The 19,551-nt window shown below is 42.6% G+C and carries 10 protein-coding genes; 2 read left to right on the top strand and 8 right to left on the bottom strand.

Annotated features, from left to right (window positions below; translation table 11 throughout):
• Positions 1-130: 130 nt before the first annotated feature.
• Both FD724_RS28885 and FD724_RS28890 read right to left on the bottom strand, forming a co-directional pair.
• Positions 131-1,441, bottom strand: coding sequence for a Tudor-knot domain-containing protein (locus FD724_RS28885; protein WP_179074968.1), 1,311 nt, complete (start codon positions 1,439-1,441; stop codon positions 131-133).
• A 507-nt stretch (positions 1,442-1,948) separates the two neighbouring features.
• Positions 1,949-2,182, bottom strand: coding sequence for a hypothetical protein (locus tag FD724_RS28890; RefSeq protein ID WP_179074969.1), 234 nt, complete (start codon positions 2,180-2,182; stop codon positions 1,949-1,951).
• Between the two features lie 52 nt (positions 2,183-2,234).
• Between FD724_RS28890 and FD724_RS28895 the strand changes: the two genes are divergently transcribed.
• Complete coding sequence (locus FD724_RS28895) at positions 2,235-10,430, top strand: SdiA-regulated domain-containing protein (RefSeq protein ID WP_179074970.1); 8,196 nt, start codon at positions 2,235-2,237, stop codon at positions 10,428-10,430.
• A gap of 444 nt (positions 10,431-10,874) precedes the next feature.
• Here FD724_RS28895 and FD724_RS28900 read toward each other — a convergent pair whose 3' ends face one another.
• Both FD724_RS28900 and FD724_RS28905 read right to left on the bottom strand, forming a co-directional pair.
• Positions 10,875-12,317 (bottom strand): MlaD family protein, encoded by a 1,443-nt coding sequence (locus FD724_RS28900; protein WP_179074971.1) that lies wholly within the window; start codon positions 12,315-12,317, stop codon positions 10,875-10,877.
• Positions 12,318-12,431: 114 nt separating this feature from the next.
• Positions 12,432-13,214 (bottom strand): ABC transporter ATP-binding protein, encoded by a 783-nt coding sequence (locus FD724_RS28905; RefSeq protein ID WP_163928668.1) that lies wholly within the window; start codon positions 13,212-13,214, stop codon positions 12,432-12,434.
• A 757-nt stretch (positions 13,215-13,971) separates the two neighbouring features.
• Between FD724_RS28905 and FD724_RS28910 the strand changes: the two genes are divergently transcribed.
• Positions 13,972-15,015: a low specificity L-threonine aldolase gene (locus FD724_RS28910; protein WP_179074972.1), complete on the top strand. Its 1,044-nt coding sequence runs from the start codon at positions 13,972-13,974 to the stop codon at positions 15,013-15,015.
• Between the two features lie 101 nt (positions 15,016-15,116).
• Here the strand turns inward: FD724_RS28910 and FD724_RS28915 are convergent, their stop codons facing one another.
• From FD724_RS28915 to FD724_RS28930, 4 genes are all read right to left on the bottom strand, one after another.
• Positions 15,117-15,557, bottom strand: coding sequence for a thermonuclease family protein (locus FD724_RS28915; RefSeq protein ID WP_256874385.1), 441 nt, complete (start codon positions 15,555-15,557; stop codon positions 15,117-15,119).
• An 82-nt stretch (positions 15,558-15,639) separates the two neighbouring features.
• A complete protein-coding gene (locus tag FD724_RS28920) occupies positions 15,640-16,203 on the bottom strand; it encodes an HD domain-containing protein (protein ID WP_179074973.1) in 564 nt (187 codons plus the stop codon).
• A 96-nt stretch (positions 16,204-16,299) separates the two neighbouring features.
• On the bottom strand, positions 16,300-17,568 hold the full coding sequence (locus tag FD724_RS28925) for a GAF domain-containing sensor histidine kinase (RefSeq protein ID WP_179074974.1): 1,269 nt from the start codon (positions 17,566-17,568) through the stop codon (positions 16,300-16,302).
• A 631-nt stretch (positions 17,569-18,199) separates the two neighbouring features.
• Positions 18,200-19,309 carry an S-(hydroxymethyl)glutathione dehydrogenase/class III alcohol dehydrogenase gene (locus tag FD724_RS28930; protein ID WP_179074975.1) on the bottom strand — a complete coding sequence of 370 codons (1,110 nt, stop codon included), beginning with the start codon at positions 19,307-19,309 and terminating at the stop codon, positions 18,200-18,202.
• Positions 19,310-19,551 lie beyond the last annotated feature (242 nt).

Below are 19,551 nucleotides of genomic sequence, written 5' to 3' on the forward strand. Positions count from 1 at the left end.
TTTAATAACTGCATATCAACAAATGCTGCATTGCCTCCCCATCCTCCCACACCTCCCATACTCCTTGATTTCTCACAAGTGAGAAATCAAGGATATTGCTCTTGTCGGCCCTGTGCTGCTAATTCAGTAGTTAAGAAATTTCATCGCTATCAACCCACTCATCATAGGATGAGTCATAACCAATATAGTGAACAAAGTATTGCTGATTTTGGATTTGCTGAATCGTTGCAGAATACCAAGCTTCTTGGTCTTCATCCCAACATTTTACTTTTTGACCAACTGCATATCCATTGTCATCCGCAGCGCGAAGATCGCGAGTCCGAATGTCATCTTCGCCCACCCACTCGTCATAAGATGAACCATAGCCAAGGTAATGAATAAAAAATTGGTCATCTTGAACTTTCTCAATTGTTCCCTGATACCAATCTTCGTCTTCACCATCCCAGACTTCTACTGTTTTGCTGACTTCATACTGAATTTTATCTGACTTGACAGCAGAAGCTGACGAAACATCTTGAATAGGCTTTTGTTGCTCTTGTTTAATTTCCTCTTTTACGAAAGTGTATGCTTCCAAAATCAAGCCGCGAGCGACGCTTTGAGTTCCGGTATGCTCGTAGTAATTGGTAGTTTGATCTAGGAATACTGCGACAAAATCTAAATTATCATCAGCAATCTGAATAAAACTACCTAAATTACTAGAAATTGATTGCGGGGTTACACCTGTCTTAGATACTAAGTTATTCATCCAACCTTGTACTGAGTTAAAACCCTGACTGATAAAACCAACTTTATCAGAGGGATTACTACCTGGCAAAAAGTTATTGACAGCTAAGAAAACCGGATTTTGAGTTATTGCACCAGCATCAGTGCCACTAATAACTCCGTGAATTTTGCTGAGAAAGTCGGGGCCTAATGGCAGAATTCCATCTATACAAACTAAAGCTACCATCCGTATTAAGGAGGCATTTTGATAGTTGTTAGCAAGAGAATTAGCAAACTCTTGGGGGTTAGGTTGAGGAATGCCATTTAGTTTGCAAAAGGCGATGATTTCGACAGCGATTTTTAGCGCCAAGTCAATAGATTGAGTTACATCAGCTTTGGGAGTAATGTTGCCTAAAAAAGACAGAAAGCCGATTTTTTCACTAACTTTATTCGCTAAAGCTGCTGCTGCCATAGCTGTGTCTGCTTTATCAATTGTTTGATAAAGCTTGATTGCGAACTGGTAGCCTTTTTGAGGATCTTCGTATAATGCGACAGCGCGATCGCGGATTCTCTGAATTACCTTAGCATCGGTTTCCCCAGTGATGCTGCGAATACTATTTTCAAACCCCGTCAAATTGCTCCACTCACCTGGCGCTACATAATCAAGAGCCTTTAAAACTTTGACAGTGATATTGTCAGTTGGTAATTCGTCAACCAACTGAATAATTGATTTATCCATCAGCCGATCCTCAAAACTCAAAGTTATGCTTACAACACAGTTCAACTAAAACCACAACAAGTAATACCAGTTGCTTACCTTACGGGAAGCCTTTCTCTGGTCAATGCTGCGCGAATTACTGAACCGTATTAATAGAGTTCCCCGACTTGACCAAAAAATAACAAGTGGCGATCGCTACCAATATTTTTCGGTTAAGGGGGAAAGGGGAAAGGGAAAAGGTTTGAATTTACCTTTCCCCAGACCACACCAGAGATGGAAAGTACTTATCCGAGAAGTATTGGATTGCCTCTTATCTGCTGACTTTTCAATCAGCTGAGTCTAACTCCATGCCAAATATTTGTTTTTTTAACCTTTTGCTAGCTGTTCCTTAAACTTACCGGGATAGGTTGAAGTTGATGAGTACGAATTAATACTAATAAAGTATGTAGCTATTTTTTGCTAGTTACTTCGGTCTTTCATGCCGATCTTGTCTCATGTTCGCCCAAATACTGAAGTAAGTTTTTGCATCTATCCTTTTGTAGTTATGGGAGCGATCGCCCCACAAATCAGTGTGATCTCTCTTTTGGTCTGGGGAAAGGTTAAAGGGCAAAGGGGGAAAGGTAAATTCAAACCCTTTCCTTTTCCCCTTTCCCCCTTAACCAAAAAATATTGGTAGCGATCGCTTTTGGACTGTTTACGAAGTGCGGACAACTTTGGATAAATCCCAAGAGCGATCGCACTTAATACATCGCTTCGGATCATTTGGTTGATTTTTTGAGAATCTGAAACAAACTAAAGAGGTTAAATAATTCCTATGGCTTTAACACAAGGGGATATTGCTTTTATATCCTTCAATGCCGATGAAGATGGCTGGTCTATTGTTACATTTGTAGATATAGACCCGAACACGACGATTTATTTCACTGATAATGAAGCTACTAGCACGACAGCTTTTAACACTGGTGAGTCTTATTTTCAATGGATATCAGGATCTAGTACGATAAATGCTGGTACAGTAATTCGCTTTACTGGAGTTGATGTTGCCACCCTTGCTGCATCAGTTGGAACTCTCTCTCGTGCTACGGTATCAGGTAGCAGTAACTACGGTATTTCTACAAGTGGTGACGTTATCTATGCTTTTCTTGGCTCTAGTGCAGCTGCTCCAACTACGATTTTAACTGCGGTATCATCAGGAGATGTTGTAACATCTGGTGATCCAATTGCAAATGCAGGATTAACGGTTGGAGTTAACGCAATAGTATTAAGAACTAGTGCTGACTATGGTGAATATAGTGGCTCTAGAACTGGACAATCTAGCTTTGCAAACTATAAATCTTCAGTCTTTAATGTTAACAACTGGACGGTTGATCAAACTGATGGTAACTATACTACAACTGCTCCAAATACCACAAATTTTACGATCGCCGCATCAACCCCCACTGTCACGATCGCAGCCCAAGATGCCAACGCCGCCGAAGCTGGTAGTGACCCTGGCATCTTCCGCATCTCTCGCACAGGCAGTACCACCGATGCCTTGACGGTAAATTACAATGTTGCCACAGGTGCTGGACAAGCTACAAGCGCAGATTACACACCAACCCTAACAGGCACAGCAATCATCGCTGCCGGAGAATCTTTTGTCGATGTCACCATTACACCTGTAGATGATCCGACAGTTGAAGGAACTGAAACTGTCACTCTGAATCTGAATAGCAGCGTCAACTATACTCTGGGTGCTACTGCTACCGCAACAGTGGCGATCGCTGACAACGATACGGCGGTAAGTTCCATCGATCTCTCCACCTACGTCCGCATCGGACGTTACGACCTACCCGAACCGACCCGAACCACTCCGCCAACAAACAGCTTGCTGGCTCAAGAAGTCTCGGCAGTTACCTATAATAAGGATACGGACACGCTGTTCGTTGTCGGCGATGGCGGCAGAGCGATCGTGCAAGTATCGAAGACGGGACAATTAATCGATTCAATGACGCTAGCTTCTGGCAGCAGTCCCCAAGGAACGGAATTCTATGATACAGAAGGACTTACCTATGTTGGTGACGGTAAGTTTGTCTTAATCGAGGAGCGAGACAGACAGGCTAATTTATTTACCTATGCTCCAGGAACCACCCTTACCAGAAGTAATGTACAGACAGTAAAACTCGGTACAACGGTTGGAAATATTGGGATTGAAGGTATCTCCTATGACCCACAGACTGGTGGCTTCATCGCAGTTAAGGAGATTACACCCGAAGGAATTTTTCAAACTAATATCGATTTTGCGGCGGGAACTGCAAGTAACGGTTCGCCCACCACAGTCAACTCTACCAACCTTTTCGATCCAGCTTTGGCTGGGCTTGCAGACTTCGCGGATGTTTTCGCATTGTCGAATCTATCAGCCTTGAACGGGCAACCTGACTCCAGCCGCCTGCTGATCTTGAGCCAAGAATCGGGCAAAATCGTCAACATCGATCGCACTGGAAATATCTCTAGCTCATTAACGATTGTCTCCGATGCGGGTAATCCTTTGTCCGTTGTGGATCAGGGGAATGAAGGAATCACGGTGGACAAGAATGGATTGATTTATGTCGTTAACGAGAATGGTGGAGGTGATATCGATCACCCTCAACTTTGGGTCTATGCACCATCCTCATTTACATATACTAATCAAGCCCCTGTAGCCGTCAGCCTTGCAAATACCGTCACCAGCTTGTCAGAAAGCACCAGTACTGCAACTCCCTTTAAAGTCGGCAACATTATCGTCAGTGATGACGCTCTGGGAACAAATACCCTCAGCTTGACTGGTGCAGATGCCAACTCCTTTGAGATTACGGACAATGCTTTGTTCCTGAAAGCGGGAACCACCCTAGATTTTGAAACTAAGACCAGCTACAACGTCAGCGTCAATGTAAATGACACCACCGTTGGCAATAACCCAGACGCAACTACGGCATTTAGCTTATCAGTAACCGATGTAAATGAGAATCCCACCACCAGCAGTATCTTCATCACTGAAGTAGCTCCCTGGAGTAGTGGCAATTCGCCCGTCGCCGCAGACTGGTTTGAACTTACCAACAAGGGTTTGAGCGCCGTGGATATCAACGGCTGGAAAATTGACGACAACTCCAATAGCTTTGCTGCATCTGTCGCCTTGAGCGGTATTACAACTATCGGTGCAGGCGAATCGGTAATCTTCCTCGAAGGAGCTACCGTCAATCCTACTTTCCTATCCAACTGGTTTGGCGCGAACCCACCAGCTGGGTTGAAGATCGGCAACTACTCTGGTTCGGGCGTGGGCTTGGGTACAGGTGGTGATGCCGTAAATATCTATAATTCCACTGGTGCTTTACAGGCTAATGTCGTCTTTGGAGCATCTCCAGCCGCAGCCCCATTTGCCACCTTCGACAATGCCGCCTTGTTAAACAATGCCACGATCGCAACATTGAGCGCTGTGGGAGTTAATGGTGCATTCGTCGCTGTAAATTCAAACGTGGAAATCGGCTCTCCAGGGACTATTGTTTCGTCTCTACCTACAATTGCGATCGCAGCCCAAGATGCCAATGCCGCCGAAGCTGGCAATGACCCTGGCACTTTCCGCATCTCTCGCACAGGCATTACTACCAATGCCCTGACGTTAAATTATACTATTGCCACGGGTGCTGGACAAGCCACAAGCGCAGATTACACACCAACCCTAACAGGCACAGCAACGATCGCTGCCGGACAATCCTTTGTCGATATCACCATTACACCTGTGGATGATACGACAGTTGAAGGAACTGAAACCGTTACTCTGGCTCTCAATAGCAGCGCCAATTATACTCTGGGTACTGCTACTACTGCAACAGTGGCGATCGCTGATAACGATGCCGCTTTTAACTTTAGTAACGCCAACTACAGCGTTATCGAAGGCAATACCCCTGGCTTTACCACCAATGCCACTGTCAGAGTAACTCGTACAGGCAGTACCACTGATACAAACACAGTGCAACTGCAATTGACTGATGGTACAGCTAAAGGTAGTGCTGCTGCTCCTATCCAAGATACAACCAAAGGGCCGAGCAGTTCTGCAACCCCTTACATAATCCCCGCAACATCAGGGTCAGGTGTCAGTTTGACCTCGATCTTGAGCGTAGGTGACAGCATCGGTGGTTATAAAATGGCCGGGATTCCCGATGGTTTGGGAGCTTTCGACAACGGTAATGGTACGTTCACCTTGTTGATGAGCCACGAAATTAGCAATACGCTTGGCGTTACCCGCGCTCACGGTGGTAAAGGTGCATTCGTTTCTAGTTGGGTAATCAACAAGTCCGATTTATCGGTCGTCAACGGTGGCGATCTGATCAAGAACGTCTACAACTGGAACACTGCAACCCAAAGCTCTAATACCACCACCAGCACGATTGACTTTAGCCGATTTTGCTCCGCTGACCTTCCATCTGTGACAGCCTATTACAACGCCGCTACAGGACTCGGCTCTCAAGAGCGTATTTTCATGCACGGTGAAGAAGGCGGTGCTACTGGTTATCAATTAGCCACGATCGCCACTGGTGCTAATAAAGGAAATAGCTATGTCCTTGGCAAGTTCAATCTCAGTACCAATGCCTCCGGTCTTACTGGCGTTGGTGGTTGGGAAAACGCCCTTGCCAATCCCTTAGCCCAAGATAAGACCATTGTCATCGGCAACAACGACGGTGGCACAGGCATTATGAGCCAAGCGGTTGCGGTCTATGTCGGCACTAAAACAAACACTGGCAGTGAGATTGACAAAGCAGGTTTGACCAATGGCACGCTCAAGTTTGTCAATGTAACTGGCAACACTGCGGAAATTGCCAACACCACTACCCGCGCTACAAATATCACTAATGGCGCTGCTTTTACACTTAGTGGTACAGCCTCAACCGCCTTCTCACGTCCCGAAGACGGCGCATGGAATCCCCTCAATCCTAGTCAGTACTTTTTCGCCACCACAGACCGTATTGACCAAGTATCCGATGGCGTTGGTACTCAGGTTGGCCGTAGCCGCCTCTGGCGCTTGAATTTCACCGATATTACCAACCCGGATGCAGGGGGCACAATCGACCTCCTGCTCGATGGTACTGAGGGTGGCAATATGTTTGACAACATCACCCCAGATAAATTTGGTAATATTCTGCTCCAAGAAGATGTGGGGGGCGCTGCTCACAACGGCAAAATTTGGCAGTACAACATCGCTACTGACACCTTGAAACTGCTGGCTAAACACGACCCTGCCCGTTTTGGTGATATTGGCGTTTCTGCAACTGCACCATTCACTAACGATGAGGAGTCCTCTGGGATTATTGATGCTCAAGATATCCTGGGGCCAGGTTGGTTCTTGCTTGACACCCAAGCTCACTACAGCATTCCCGGAGAACTGGTAGAAGGTGGGCAATTACAAGCACTCTTTAATCCAGACACCTACAAAGCTTACCAAGCTGATTACAACAACACCCCAATTACCGTTACCTTCAATCCCGGTGAAACTTTCAAGGATGTACAAATTCCTGTTGCTGGGGATACCAATGTAGAAAGTAATGAAACAGTAAACCTCACCTTGGCTAATCCCAGTGCTGGCACTGTATTGGGAACCACCCAGCCCAACGCCGTGCTGACGATTCAAAATGATGACGCAATTCGGATTCACGACATTCAGGGAGCGGGGCATATCTCATCCTTGAGAGGTCAAACCGTTAGCAATGTAGCGGGAATTGTCACGGCTACAGCTAGTAACGGTTTTTACTTGCAAGACCCCAACCCAGATAGCGACGTTCGCACTTCTGAAGGTATTTTCGTCTTCACCTCAGCAGCACCAACTGTATCCGTTGGCGATTCCATATTAGTCAGTGGAACAGTCACGGAGTTTCGTCCCGGTAATAATGCCAATAACCTGACGGTGACAGAAATTACTAGCCCCACAATTGTCACCATTTCCACTGGCAATGCTTTGCCAACTGCGACAATTCTGGGTAATGGCGGCAGAGCTATCCCAACTACAGTCATCGATAACGATACTACTGGGAATATCGAAACTGGAACGACCACCTTTGACCCTGCTCAAGATGGCATCGACTTCTACGAAAGCTTAGAAGGAATGCGAGTACAGGTTAATAACCCGATCACTACTTCACCCACTGCAAGCTTTGGTACATCGCAGGAAATTTGGGTATTAGCAGACAATGGGGCAAATGCCACTGGACGCACAGCTCGCGGTGGTAGCCTAATTAGTGCCTCAGATTTCAATCCTGAGCGGATTCAGATCGATGATCTCAACAATGCCTTAGTGCTACCTGAAGTGAATGTTGGTACGCAACTTAGCACTGTTACTGGTGTCGTTAACTACGACTTTAGCAACTATGAAGTTTTAGTATCGGCTGCTCCCACAGTAGTACAGAACAGTACCCTGCAAAGAGAAGTTACTAATTTAACTCCCACCACTGACCAATTGACAGTTGCTACCTTCAACGTCGAAAATCTTGACCCAAGTGATGGGGCAACCAAGTTTAACAACCTTGCCAGCCGCATTGTCAATAATTTGAAATCACCAGATATCATTAGTCTGGAAGAAATTCAGGACAATAACGGGGCAACGAATAATGGCGTAGTTGATGCCAGCACCACCTTCCAAACATTAATTAATGCGATCGCTGCTGCTGGTGGCCCCACATATCAATATCGCCAAATTGACCCAGTAAACGGTACAAATGGCGGTGAACCTGGGGGAAATATCCGAGTGGGCTTCTTGTTTAATCCTGCTCGTGTCAACTTTGTAGATCGCCCCGGTGGTACTTCCACCTCCAGCACCACAGTCACCAACGTCTCTGGTGTTCCTACTCTTTCTGATAGTCCTGGTTTGATTGACCCCACCAACTCGGCTTTTACTAGCAGTCGCAAGCCGTTAGTTGGTGAATTTACTTTCAAGGGTGAAACTGTTTATATAATTGGCAACCACTTCAATTCTAAAGGTGGCGACCAACCATTATTTGGCGTGAATCAACCGCCAACTCTCACCAGCGAAGTGCAGCGTCAGCAACAAGCTACCTTGGTGAAAAACTTTGTCCAAAGTATTTTAGCGATCAACCCTAATGCCAATGTAGTAGTAGCGGGTGACTTGAATGACTTTGAGTTTTCCAACCCTGTCAGCACCCTAGAAAGCGCTGGATTGACTTCTTTAATTGAAACTCTGCCAGCAAATGAGCGTTACACCTACAACTTTGAAGGCAATGCCCAAACACTTGACCACATTTTAGTCAGTAGCAACTTACGCAGTAAGCTAGATGCCTATGATGTAGTTCACATCAACTCAGAGTTTGCCGATCAGGATAGCGATCACGACCCTAGTGTGGCTCGATTTAATTTAAATGATGCTCCCACTGAGATATCATTGAGTGCTACAAATGTCAATGAAAATGTGGCTGCCAATACTGTAATTGGTACATTTAGTACTACAGACCCGGACACCGGCAACACTTTCACTTACAGCTTAGTTTCTGGAACTGGTGACACTGATAACGCGGCCTTTGCGATCGCAGACAACACCTTAAAAATCAACGCTTCCCCGAACTTTGAAGCCAAATCTGCTTACAACATTCGGGTACGCAGCACCGATAATGGTGGACTTTCCGTTGACAAGGTGTTGACTATTCAAGTTAACGATGTCAACGAAGCACCTACAGCCGTAGTTGATACAATTAACGTTGCCGAAGACGCAACTACACTTAATCTCCGTAGTATTTTACTGGGTAACGATACTGACCCTGATGCTGGAGACACTAAAAACATCATTGCTGTTAACACGACAGGCACAAAAGGGACAGTCACCTTTAACCCAACCACACAAAACCTGACTTACACAGCCTCCAGTTTTAACTCTCTACCCCAAGGGCAGACTGCAACTGATAGTTTTAGCTATGCGATCGCAGACAGTCAAGGTTTACAATCTACGGCGATCGTTAACGTTAGCGTCACTGGTGTCAACGATGCTCCGACGGTAGTGCAACCCCTTGAAGACAGAATCATCTCCACAAGCAAGCTTTTCTCTTTCAACGTCGGTGACAAATTTACTGACATCGATCAAGGCGACACCCTGACCTACACTGCTACGGGCTTACCCACTGGATCTGATATCGCTAACACGGGTCTGATATTCGGCAATATCTCCCAAGCTGGCATTTTTGCCGTCACTGTTACCGCTGCTGATGGCAAAGGTGGCAGTGTTAGCGATACCTTTGACCTGACTGTTGCCAATAACAAGGCGACATCTGGCAACGACATTATCTTTATCGACCAACTTGTTGGTGTGAGCGTATTCAATGCTCTAGGTGGCAACGATCGCGTGATCGGCACTGATGCCAATGAGACACTCAGTGGTGCAGCAGGCAATGATTACATTGATGCCAAGGGCGGTAATGACTCTCTCTTGGGGAACGATGGCATTGACACACTTTTAGGTGGGGCAGGTAATGACATCCTCGATGGTGGAGCAGCTGATGACATCCTTCTAGGTGAACTTGACAATGACACACTTCTCGGTGAAGGAGGTAATGATAGCCTCGATGGTGGAGCAGGTAATGATAACCTCAATGGTGGAGCAGGTAATGACACCCTTCTAGGTGGACTTGGCAATGACATCCTGGCTGGAGGTGGTGGCAATGACCACCTAATTGGTTGGGGAGGTGGTACAAACGAAATTGACCAACTCAACGGCGCTCAAAGTGCAGATACTTACATTTTGGGTGATGCTAGTTCAGTTTTCTATGCCAAATCTGGCAATGGTGACTACGCCGATATTGTTAGCTTCAAAGCAAGCGATCGGATTCAGCTGAAAGGATCTGCTGACAATTACTTCTTGGGGTCAGCATCAGTATCTGGATTTAGTAGTTCATCTGTGGGCATTTTCGCCAATAATGGGACGCAATTAGAATTAATTGCGGTTGTGGAAAGCGGATTAAACCGCAATTTGGCAACAGATACTCGGTTCGTGTTTGTCTAACTCTACTTTTTCTAAGATAAAAAGGTGCGTTATGCCTTTGCTTAACGTACTGTGACAGGCTAGATCAAAATAATGCGTTACTTCGTTAACGCACCCAATAGCGCAATACTCAAGTTTAAGTCTGTCCCTTTCTGAGTTGGAGAGGGACAGATTTTCCAATACGGTTCGGTTAACGTTTTAATATTTTGAAGATCCGCCCAACCCCCTTAAAAAGAGGGCTTATGACCCTCTTCTACCCCCTTTTTAAGGGGGTCGCCGCAGGCGGGGGGATCTTAACCGAAAGGTATTGGATTTTCTGTAGAGCGATCGCTCAAGAGGCGCGAGGGGTAGTTCAAGCTCACATTAAATTAAAATCTGGTGAAAAAGAATGTAGAGACATTGCAATGCAACATCTCTACAAAAGTTTCAAGTCACGCATCATTAATTTCTGGAGATGTCTGTTGCCTATTTTTCCGTCTCCAGTTGCTCTCGTTGTTTACCATACTCCCGCAGCTGTTTTAACAAAACTTCTTGGGATGAGTTAGGAATAGACGGACTGGGGGTTGGTTGAAGGTTAATATCACTACTTTCAAAATTAGCAGGTGAAGGATTAACTTCATGGACGGGTAGTGACTTGTCATTAGACATTGCTTGTTGGGTTGGTGCTGGGGTAGGAATTATTAGATTATTTGGTTTTCTCACAGCAGCTTTGACCGAATCTAGAGTAGTAGCAACTTGTACTTGTTGCTGCATCTCTTGTGTAGAAGAGACTAAACCACTTAAACCATTCACCAATTGCCGCAAATTTTTTCGGAAATTAGGATCGCCTGTCAATTCATCCAAATCAGATGTAATTTTTTGGGTATTTTCAAAGGTGACTCGTGCTGAATCTAAAGTTTGTTGCAGCAGCACCGCATTTTTGGGATCATTTAAAGTTTTAGAAGCATCGCGTAAATTAGCTGAGGCTTGCGCTGCATTTGCTGAAAGAGCTTCTAAATTGTTGAGTAATTCTCCTTGAGTCAATCGATTGACAGATGGTGATAAGCTACTGACTGTAACACGTAGTTGGTTGCTGGTTTCGGTGATATTATTTAAAGCGCCAACCAGCGAAGAACGATTTGTTGTCAACAGATTATCCAGGTTGTTGAGCAAACGATTTGCTTGAGTTGCAGTTGCACCGAATTTATTTACTGTTTGATTTGCAGATGTATTAAGTTGGTTAGTCGCTCGTTGTACTGAATTAGCAGTGGCTGAAAATGTATTTAATTGTTGTCGCAAGCTTTTAGTCAAACCTTGTAAATCCTGACTTAGCTCAGTAAAACTGGATGCTGCACCTGTGGTAGTTTCTAGAACCCTATTGACATTTCTATAAAATTTGGGGTCATTGTATGATGAGGCCAGATCAGTTGAACTGCGAATTAATTCATCAACACTGATGCCAATTTGACCTTTTAAGCGAGAGCCATTACAGACAATCAGACTGGAATCGCAACTTTTATCTAGGGGTCTAGCAATTACAACCCCAGCAGGTAAAGTTGTTTTTGGTGTAATGTCAATAATACTTTCGCTAATTAATCCACTTTGATTAGCTTCCACCACGACATTCCGGGGGATAATTAAGTCAGTTTGGGCAATTTCAATTTCTATATCAATCGCATTCGCTTTTGGTAGAACCTGAGAAATAGTTCCTACTTTAACACCTCGATAGCGAACTATTGCTCCCTTTTGCATTCCGCCAGCGTTAGCAAATTCCACAATAATTTTGTATGAACGGCCAGCAGCAGTAAATCTATTTAACCACAAAAAGAGTAACCCAAATACTCCTAGTCCTACCAGGAGCAACAACCCCACAGAGCCTTCTCTAAATGTTCGCCCAGACGCGAAGCGGCTTGTCATAAGACCTCGCATATTTTTCCTCTACCCAATAATTAGTTATGAGTTGGGAGTTATGAGTTAGGAGTTATGAATTGAATTTAACTCTCATTCCTCATTTTTCACTCCTCACTTTTCACTTTTCAGTTTCTAACCGACGACTTGAATCGGCCCTTGCACGCTTCCACTCATAAATTGTTTGATCAAGGGATTTTCTGTGTTGTATATCTCACTAACTGTACCCTGCCACTGCACTCTACCTTCATAGAGAAATATAAGTCTATCAGCAGTACGGCGAATAGTACTGTCTTGATGGGTAACAACAGCGTATGTACTACAAACTCCATTCAAACATTGCAAATAGCGGATTAAATCTTCAATTACAGTTGAGGCAATAGGATCGAGTCCGGCTGTTGGTTCATCGTATAATAGAACTTCTGGGCCTTCTGAGGGATTATCGGGGTTAGACATGATTGCACGGGCAAAACTTACCCGTTTTCGCATTCCCCCGGAAAGTTCGGCTGGGTAAAGGTGGCTTATTGATGGCAAACCGACCATCTCCAATTTTTCTTTTACCAAATCTCGAATGCGCGATCGCGGCAGCTTTGAATTTTGATAAAGTAAAAATCCCACATTCTCCTCCACCGTCAGCGAATCAAATAGCGCCGCCTGTTGAAACACCATACCAATGCCAACTGGCTGTCCACCATCCTCAATCAAACCGTCCCGCCGCACTCCTTGCACATAAATTTCTCCTTCATCAGGAGCAAGTAACCCCGCCATTACCCGTAGAATTGTTGATTTACCAGTCCCTGATGGCCCAATAATCCCTAGTGCTTCTCCCCGGTAAATGGTCAAGTCTACATTATCTAGAACTTTATGGCTACCAAAGGACTTAGAAACACCTTTTAGTTCAATCAATGGTTCAGTCATTAGTTATTAGTCATTAGTCATTGGTGAGCCGGTGCCTTGGGCAGGTTCCCCAATTTGTACCCTTACAAGGAAGCAAGCTACTGGCAGGGCATTGTATAGTACATTATAAGTATATGATTGGCATTCTAATTGGCAAACTTTATTTTTTTAGCATAATATTTACTTATTTGCCATTTTCAATGTCCCAAAATTTCCTCAACCCCAAGCTGATAAATACACCGTAGTAACTTAATGTCTCAGTAAAGGGAAACTAAGACTCCAGTTTTCTGTGGACATTAGCAAATCCATTTAATAGTATATTCATCCTATTAGAGGCTATAACTACTCAAACAAAAGCCAATAAATAATTAACCGTTTAATGTAAGATATAACAATTTTATTTTTGAAAATCAAATTTTGCGAACTACTAAGTTATCTTGAAAGCTAGGCTTATAGTTATTTAAAAATAATTTACAATTGCTCTACAAATATAGCGGTTATTGCTTGGGTGCAGTACAGTTTTTACCTCTCTCCTAAAAGGAGAGAGGCTTTGAATCTTACTCCCCTTCCCTTCAAGGGAAGGGGCTGGAGGTTAGGTCTATATTCCATGCAATTGGGAACCGCTATATTTAATTAATTACCATCTGAAGTTATTACCATTAGCAGAGTTATTATCTAATTTGAGATATTCATATTTTTCCTAAATCTTGTAGTTGTCAACTACCAAAATTATTTACTAATATTGTAATAATTACGAAAAAAAATCAAAGTAGAGATTATGAGTAGCAACTTAGAACAGTTTGCAAGTGATAATTCTTCTGGTATTTGTCCAGAAGCACTGGAATATATGATTAGAGCAAATCAGGGTAGTGTTCCAGCTTATGGGAATGATGAATGGACTCAAAAAGCAACAGATTATTTTCGGGAACTCTTTGAAATTGATTGTGAAGTATTTTTCACCTTTAATGGTACAGCCGCAAATTCTTTATCTTTAGCTGCCCTTTGCCAGTCATATCACAGCGTGATTTGCCATGAAACATCTCACATAGAAACAGATGAATGTGGCGCACCTGAATTTGCATCTAATGGTTCTAAACTTTTACTCGCTCAAGGGAAAAATGGCAAGTTAACATCAGAATCTATAGAGGCAATTGTCACTAGACGCACTGATATTCATTATCCAAAGCCTAAAGTTATTAGTATTACCCAATCAACTGAATTAGGAACTTTATATTCTATTGAAGAACTTCTAAAAATTAAAGAAGTAGCGAAAAAGTATAATTTAAAAATTCACATGGATGGCGCTCGTTTTGCAAATGCAGTTGCCGCTATGAATAAAAGCCCTGCTGAAATTACTTGGAAAACTGGAGTAGATGTATTGTGCTTTTGTGGTACTAAGAATGGAATGGCATTAGGTGAAGCAATTCTTTTCTTCAACAAAGAGTTAGCAGAAGATTTTGATTATCGATGTAAGCAAGCAGGTCAGTTAGCTTCAAAAATGCGGTTTATTTCTGCTCCCTGGTTGGGTTTATTAGAAACTGGTGCTTGGCTAAAAAATGCTAGACATGCTAATCAATGTGCTGAATATTTAGAAAATCAACTGTTAAATATAGAAGGCGTTGACTTAATGTTTCCCAGAGAAGCCAACGCCGTATTTGTGAAATTACCTGAACAAGTCATTCACACCTTAAAAGCAAATAACTGGCAGTTTTATACATTTATTGGTGTGGGAGGAGTACGTTTTATGTGTTCTTGGAACACTACACAATCAAGGATTGATGAATTGATTGATGATATTAAAAAAGCAATCATAGCTATCTGATTGGTAAAAATTCGTATTATCCAGATATCCGATTTCTTTAAAAAGTCGGGTATCTGATATCAATTACATCTGGGGTTCCTCCCGAACAACCTGATTTGATATTATTTTTCATGAAACTTCAATTGCATCTTTGATTGCTGCCACAATCCCAGGTGCTTATTTTTAGCATTGGCTTCTGCAATTAAATATTGGGTTTTGCTTTCGTAGCAATTTTGTAAAGATTCTCTGTCAACGACAGCATTACCTGACTCTACCAAAAGGAGATTTACTGACCGATTATCCACAAACACTTCACCAACTGTACGACCATTTTCGAGTTGTTCTATGCTTCTAATCACAACAGGAGTTTTAGGTGGTAGTAGCTGTTTTAACCTTTGTGTCGCTGCTAAAGTATACACCTGTCCAACCGCCTTTGGTGCATTAATGCACGCTAGCTTGACTGGAATTGTTTGTCCGACATTATTTTTAACTAAAATTGTGTTTCCGTCTGTAACACCAACTACTGTAGCTAGCACCAACATTAGTTCAAGTAATTCCATCATTTTGTATGTAAGAATTTATGCATGAATATCATGTTATTGCAGTGCTTAGGTTGCTAGTGTGATTTGACTCACAAAAGACTATTTAATTGATAAATGCTTTGTAATCTTCAATTAATGTTGCCAAGCGGGAAGCAAGAAATGGGCTTGCATCCTGCAAAGCTTCATAAATCTGAATACCTTCTTCTCGATATCGAATAATTTTGTCTTGAGTCCAATAATGTGGTGGTGCTTGCAGGTTAGTAATTCTATCTGCTAATTTCACCATCCATATTTCTTTTGGTTGCTTTTTTATCCTTTGTAAACTATCTGCCATTTGGAGATTTTTTGCTAAATTTTCATCTTTAGTCAGTGCAAGTACACCATTAGCTACTGATTCACCAAATTCAATTCTGATTTCCTCAAACGTTGTATTAGTATCTTCGATTGTGTCATGCAAAATAGCACATTGAATAGCAAGATTTCCATCATGTTCTGTTTCCACACTTAGGGCTGCAATTACTTCCATACTCACAAGATTCAAGTGCATAAGGTAAGGTATTTCTGAACCTGCCATTTTTTGACCTTGATGTGCGTATGCTGCTTTCTTTAAGGCTTTAATGTAAATTTCTTGTGACCAGTTTTTTGGGCTGAGTTGATATTTTTCCATTTATCGATTTTTCTCATGAAGTGATGCAATGCTATGTATCACAATCCTAAATAGGATAACCGTAGCAGAAGAAGTACTTAATATCAATCAAAAGCTCTAAAAAGGAACTACAGGTAATTGAACACTAACGGTAGTGCCTGTTAAGAGGTCAGAACAGATTGACAGTTCTCCATTATGAGCATTGACAATGCGTTTGGTAATAGCAAGCCCTAGCCCAGTTCCACAAGCTTTTGTGGAGAAGAATGGCTGAGAAAGCTTGCTTAGAAATTCTGATGGAATTGGTTCGCCGCCATTGTGGACATTAATATAGACTTTATTTATATGGGAACAATCGACTTTACATTTAACAATATCTCCTGGTGCAACTGCCTCACAAGCATTACGAATAATGTTAATAAATACTTGTTTAAGTTTGTCCTTATCCCCTAAAACTTTTACTATAGGTAACACCGGAACAAATTCAATTTTTCGTTCCAGAGCTTCTGGCATTTCATGAATGTATGCCAGCAACTCATGAATGAATTCATTCACATCTAATTCACAAAGCTGCAATACTTGAGGCTTGGCATATAGCAAAATTTCACTTAGCAGGCGCTCTAAACGACTAGATTCAGTCAATGCCAACGCCAATCGCTCTTGAGCAGATTCTGTTAAAATGCTTTTTCGGAAATACTTTAATCCCATAATCATTGTAGTCAAGGGATTACGAATTTCATGCACAATCATGGCAGCGAATTCACCAATAGCTGCCAATCGTTCCTGTTCTAAAAGCTTGGCTTGGGTTGCTTGTAATTCTGCGGTGCGTTTTTCTACCTCAGCTTCCAAAATATGATTAAATTTGCACTGTTGTTGATAAAGATGATAGTTATCAATTGCTGTTGCGGCTCGTTCAGCAAACAATTCCGCAATTTGAATATCTTCTTTTGTAAAATCACGTGGTTGGTGATTAAAAGAACAGATAGTGCCAATTACCTTGTTTTCAGCAATCCGCAGTGGTATCCCTAAATATGCACAATAACCTTCTGGAGCCTGTCCATATTCTGGGTGTTTTTGAGCATCTTTCACAGCTAATGAGTGACCCATTTGAATAACAGTACCAGTTAATAAACCATGTAGTGAATAAATATGTTCACCCTCGCCCATTTCGAGACTACTGGCTAGAACCGTTTCAAACCCCTCCTGGCAAAAGGTAACAACTGTCCAATCAACTCCAATAAGTTCGCTGACTCCACAGGCAATATTATGCAAATAGCTACCTATTTCACCAGTTCGATAGTTTAAAGAAGACAAACGGATTATAATTTGCCGCTCACGCTGCCAAGTTTGGTTGTGCAACAATATTTCGTCATCACTAGTTTTACTCATGGATACTTATTGCAGGGGTTATGAAAATAATTTCAAAAATCGACTGGATAGTTATTTTGACCAAGCTGTACTATTTTGAGAGAAAGATTCTACTAGACACATTATGCTATTTACATACAACCAACTGATTAATTTTTAGTTGAATAAATGCAAAAATATACAACAATGATATATTGAAAAATAAGTGATGTCATCGTGAGTAAAGTCAAACAATCTCAGAGTGTTATGTAGCGTAATCTATCGGAGATATCGCTTGGCTTGAGTTTACTCGATTTACGATGATATGGTTAAGTTTATTTATATCTAAACCTCATCTATGTTGAAACCTAGAGTTTTTTAAACGATATATTTATGTAGGTTGGGTGGAGTGAAACGCAACCCAACATTACCATCTTATTTATGTTGGGTTACGCGATCGCTGCACCCAACCTACAAAACTACGGTTCTCAAAGTAGACGAGGTTTAGCTCAGAGTTGTTAGCGAAAAAATAAGCTTTAATTTTGGAATTTTGAAATTTTATTTAGGCTAAAACACAAGACAAAATCTTGTGTTTTAGCTTAAGTTAACACAACTGACAGATATACTTCCCTACTGTTAATTTTATTTTGAGAAAAAGCTTTGAATCTAACAGCTAAAAAGTCACTACACTCCGAATTGATTCACCTTTATGCATCAATTCAAAAGCATCATTAATTTGTTCAATCGGCATCACATGGGTAATTAAATCATCAATATTTATTTTGCCTTGCATATACCAATCAACAATTTTCGGCACATCTGTACGCCCTCTCGCACCTCCGAATGCTGAACCTTTCCAAACGCGCCCAGTTACTAATTGAAAAGGACGAGTACTGATTTCCTGTCCAGCGCCAGCAACACCAATAATCACGCTGACACCCCAACCTTTGTGACAGCATTCTAATGCTTGACGCATAATTTTGACATTACCGATACATTCAAAACTGTAATCAGCACCGCCTTTTGTTAAGTCAACCAGATAGGGAACTAAATCACCCTCTACTTCCTGGGGATTGACAAAGTGCGTCATCCCAAACTTTTCCGCCAAAGCGCGTTTGCTGGGATTAATATCCACCCCGACAATCATATTCGCCCCTACCATCCGCGCTCCCTGGATGACATTTAAGCCAATACCACCCAAGCCGAAAACCACTACATTTGCTCCTGGTTCCACTTTGGCAGTATTGATAACTGCGCCAATACCAGTAGTAACACCACAGCCAATGTAACAAACCTTTTCAAATGGGGCATCTTCCCGAATTTTTGCCAGGGCGATTTCCGGCAGCACCGTATAGTTGGCAAAGGTGGATGTACCCATATAATGATGAATCATCTGCCCGTCGATGCTAAAGCGACTGGTGCCATCGGGCATGACACCGCGTCCTTGAGTTAAGCGAATGGCTTGACAAAGATTAGTTTTGAAGCTCAGACAATATTCGCACTGGCGGCATTCGGGAGTATATAGGGGAATCACATGATCCCCTGGTTTGAGACTGGTGACACCAGTGCCTACTTCCACTACTACACCAGCACCTTCATGCCCCAAAATAGCCGGAAACAAACCTTCGGGATCTTCACCAGATAGGGTAAAAGCGTCGGTATGGCAAATCCCACTAGCTTTCACCTCAACTAACACTTCGCCAGCTTGTGGCCCCGATAGTTGAACGGTTTCAATCGTTAACGGCTTACCTGCGCTGTAAGCCACTGCTGCTTTAACTTGCAACCTCAGCCCCTCCTATATATAGTTAATAGTTATTTGACGTTCTCCACCGTGGTTGAAGACGGGAATTCTTTCACTTTTAGGACTTACGCAAAACTACACGCGGTAAGGCAATATCCTGCGGGTACTCGTTGGAGAACTCGTAATGTAGCCGCTTTGCGTCTACATGAATTACCCTATCGGAAAATAAAAGTTTAGGCTATTTTTTGTGTAAGTCCTGACTTTGTTAAAATATCATTCTCTCG

This window comes from Nostoc sp. C057 (assembly GCF_013393925.1).
Lineage (GTDB): Bacteria > Cyanobacteriota > Cyanobacteriia > Cyanobacteriales > Nostocaceae > Nostoc > Nostoc muscorum_A.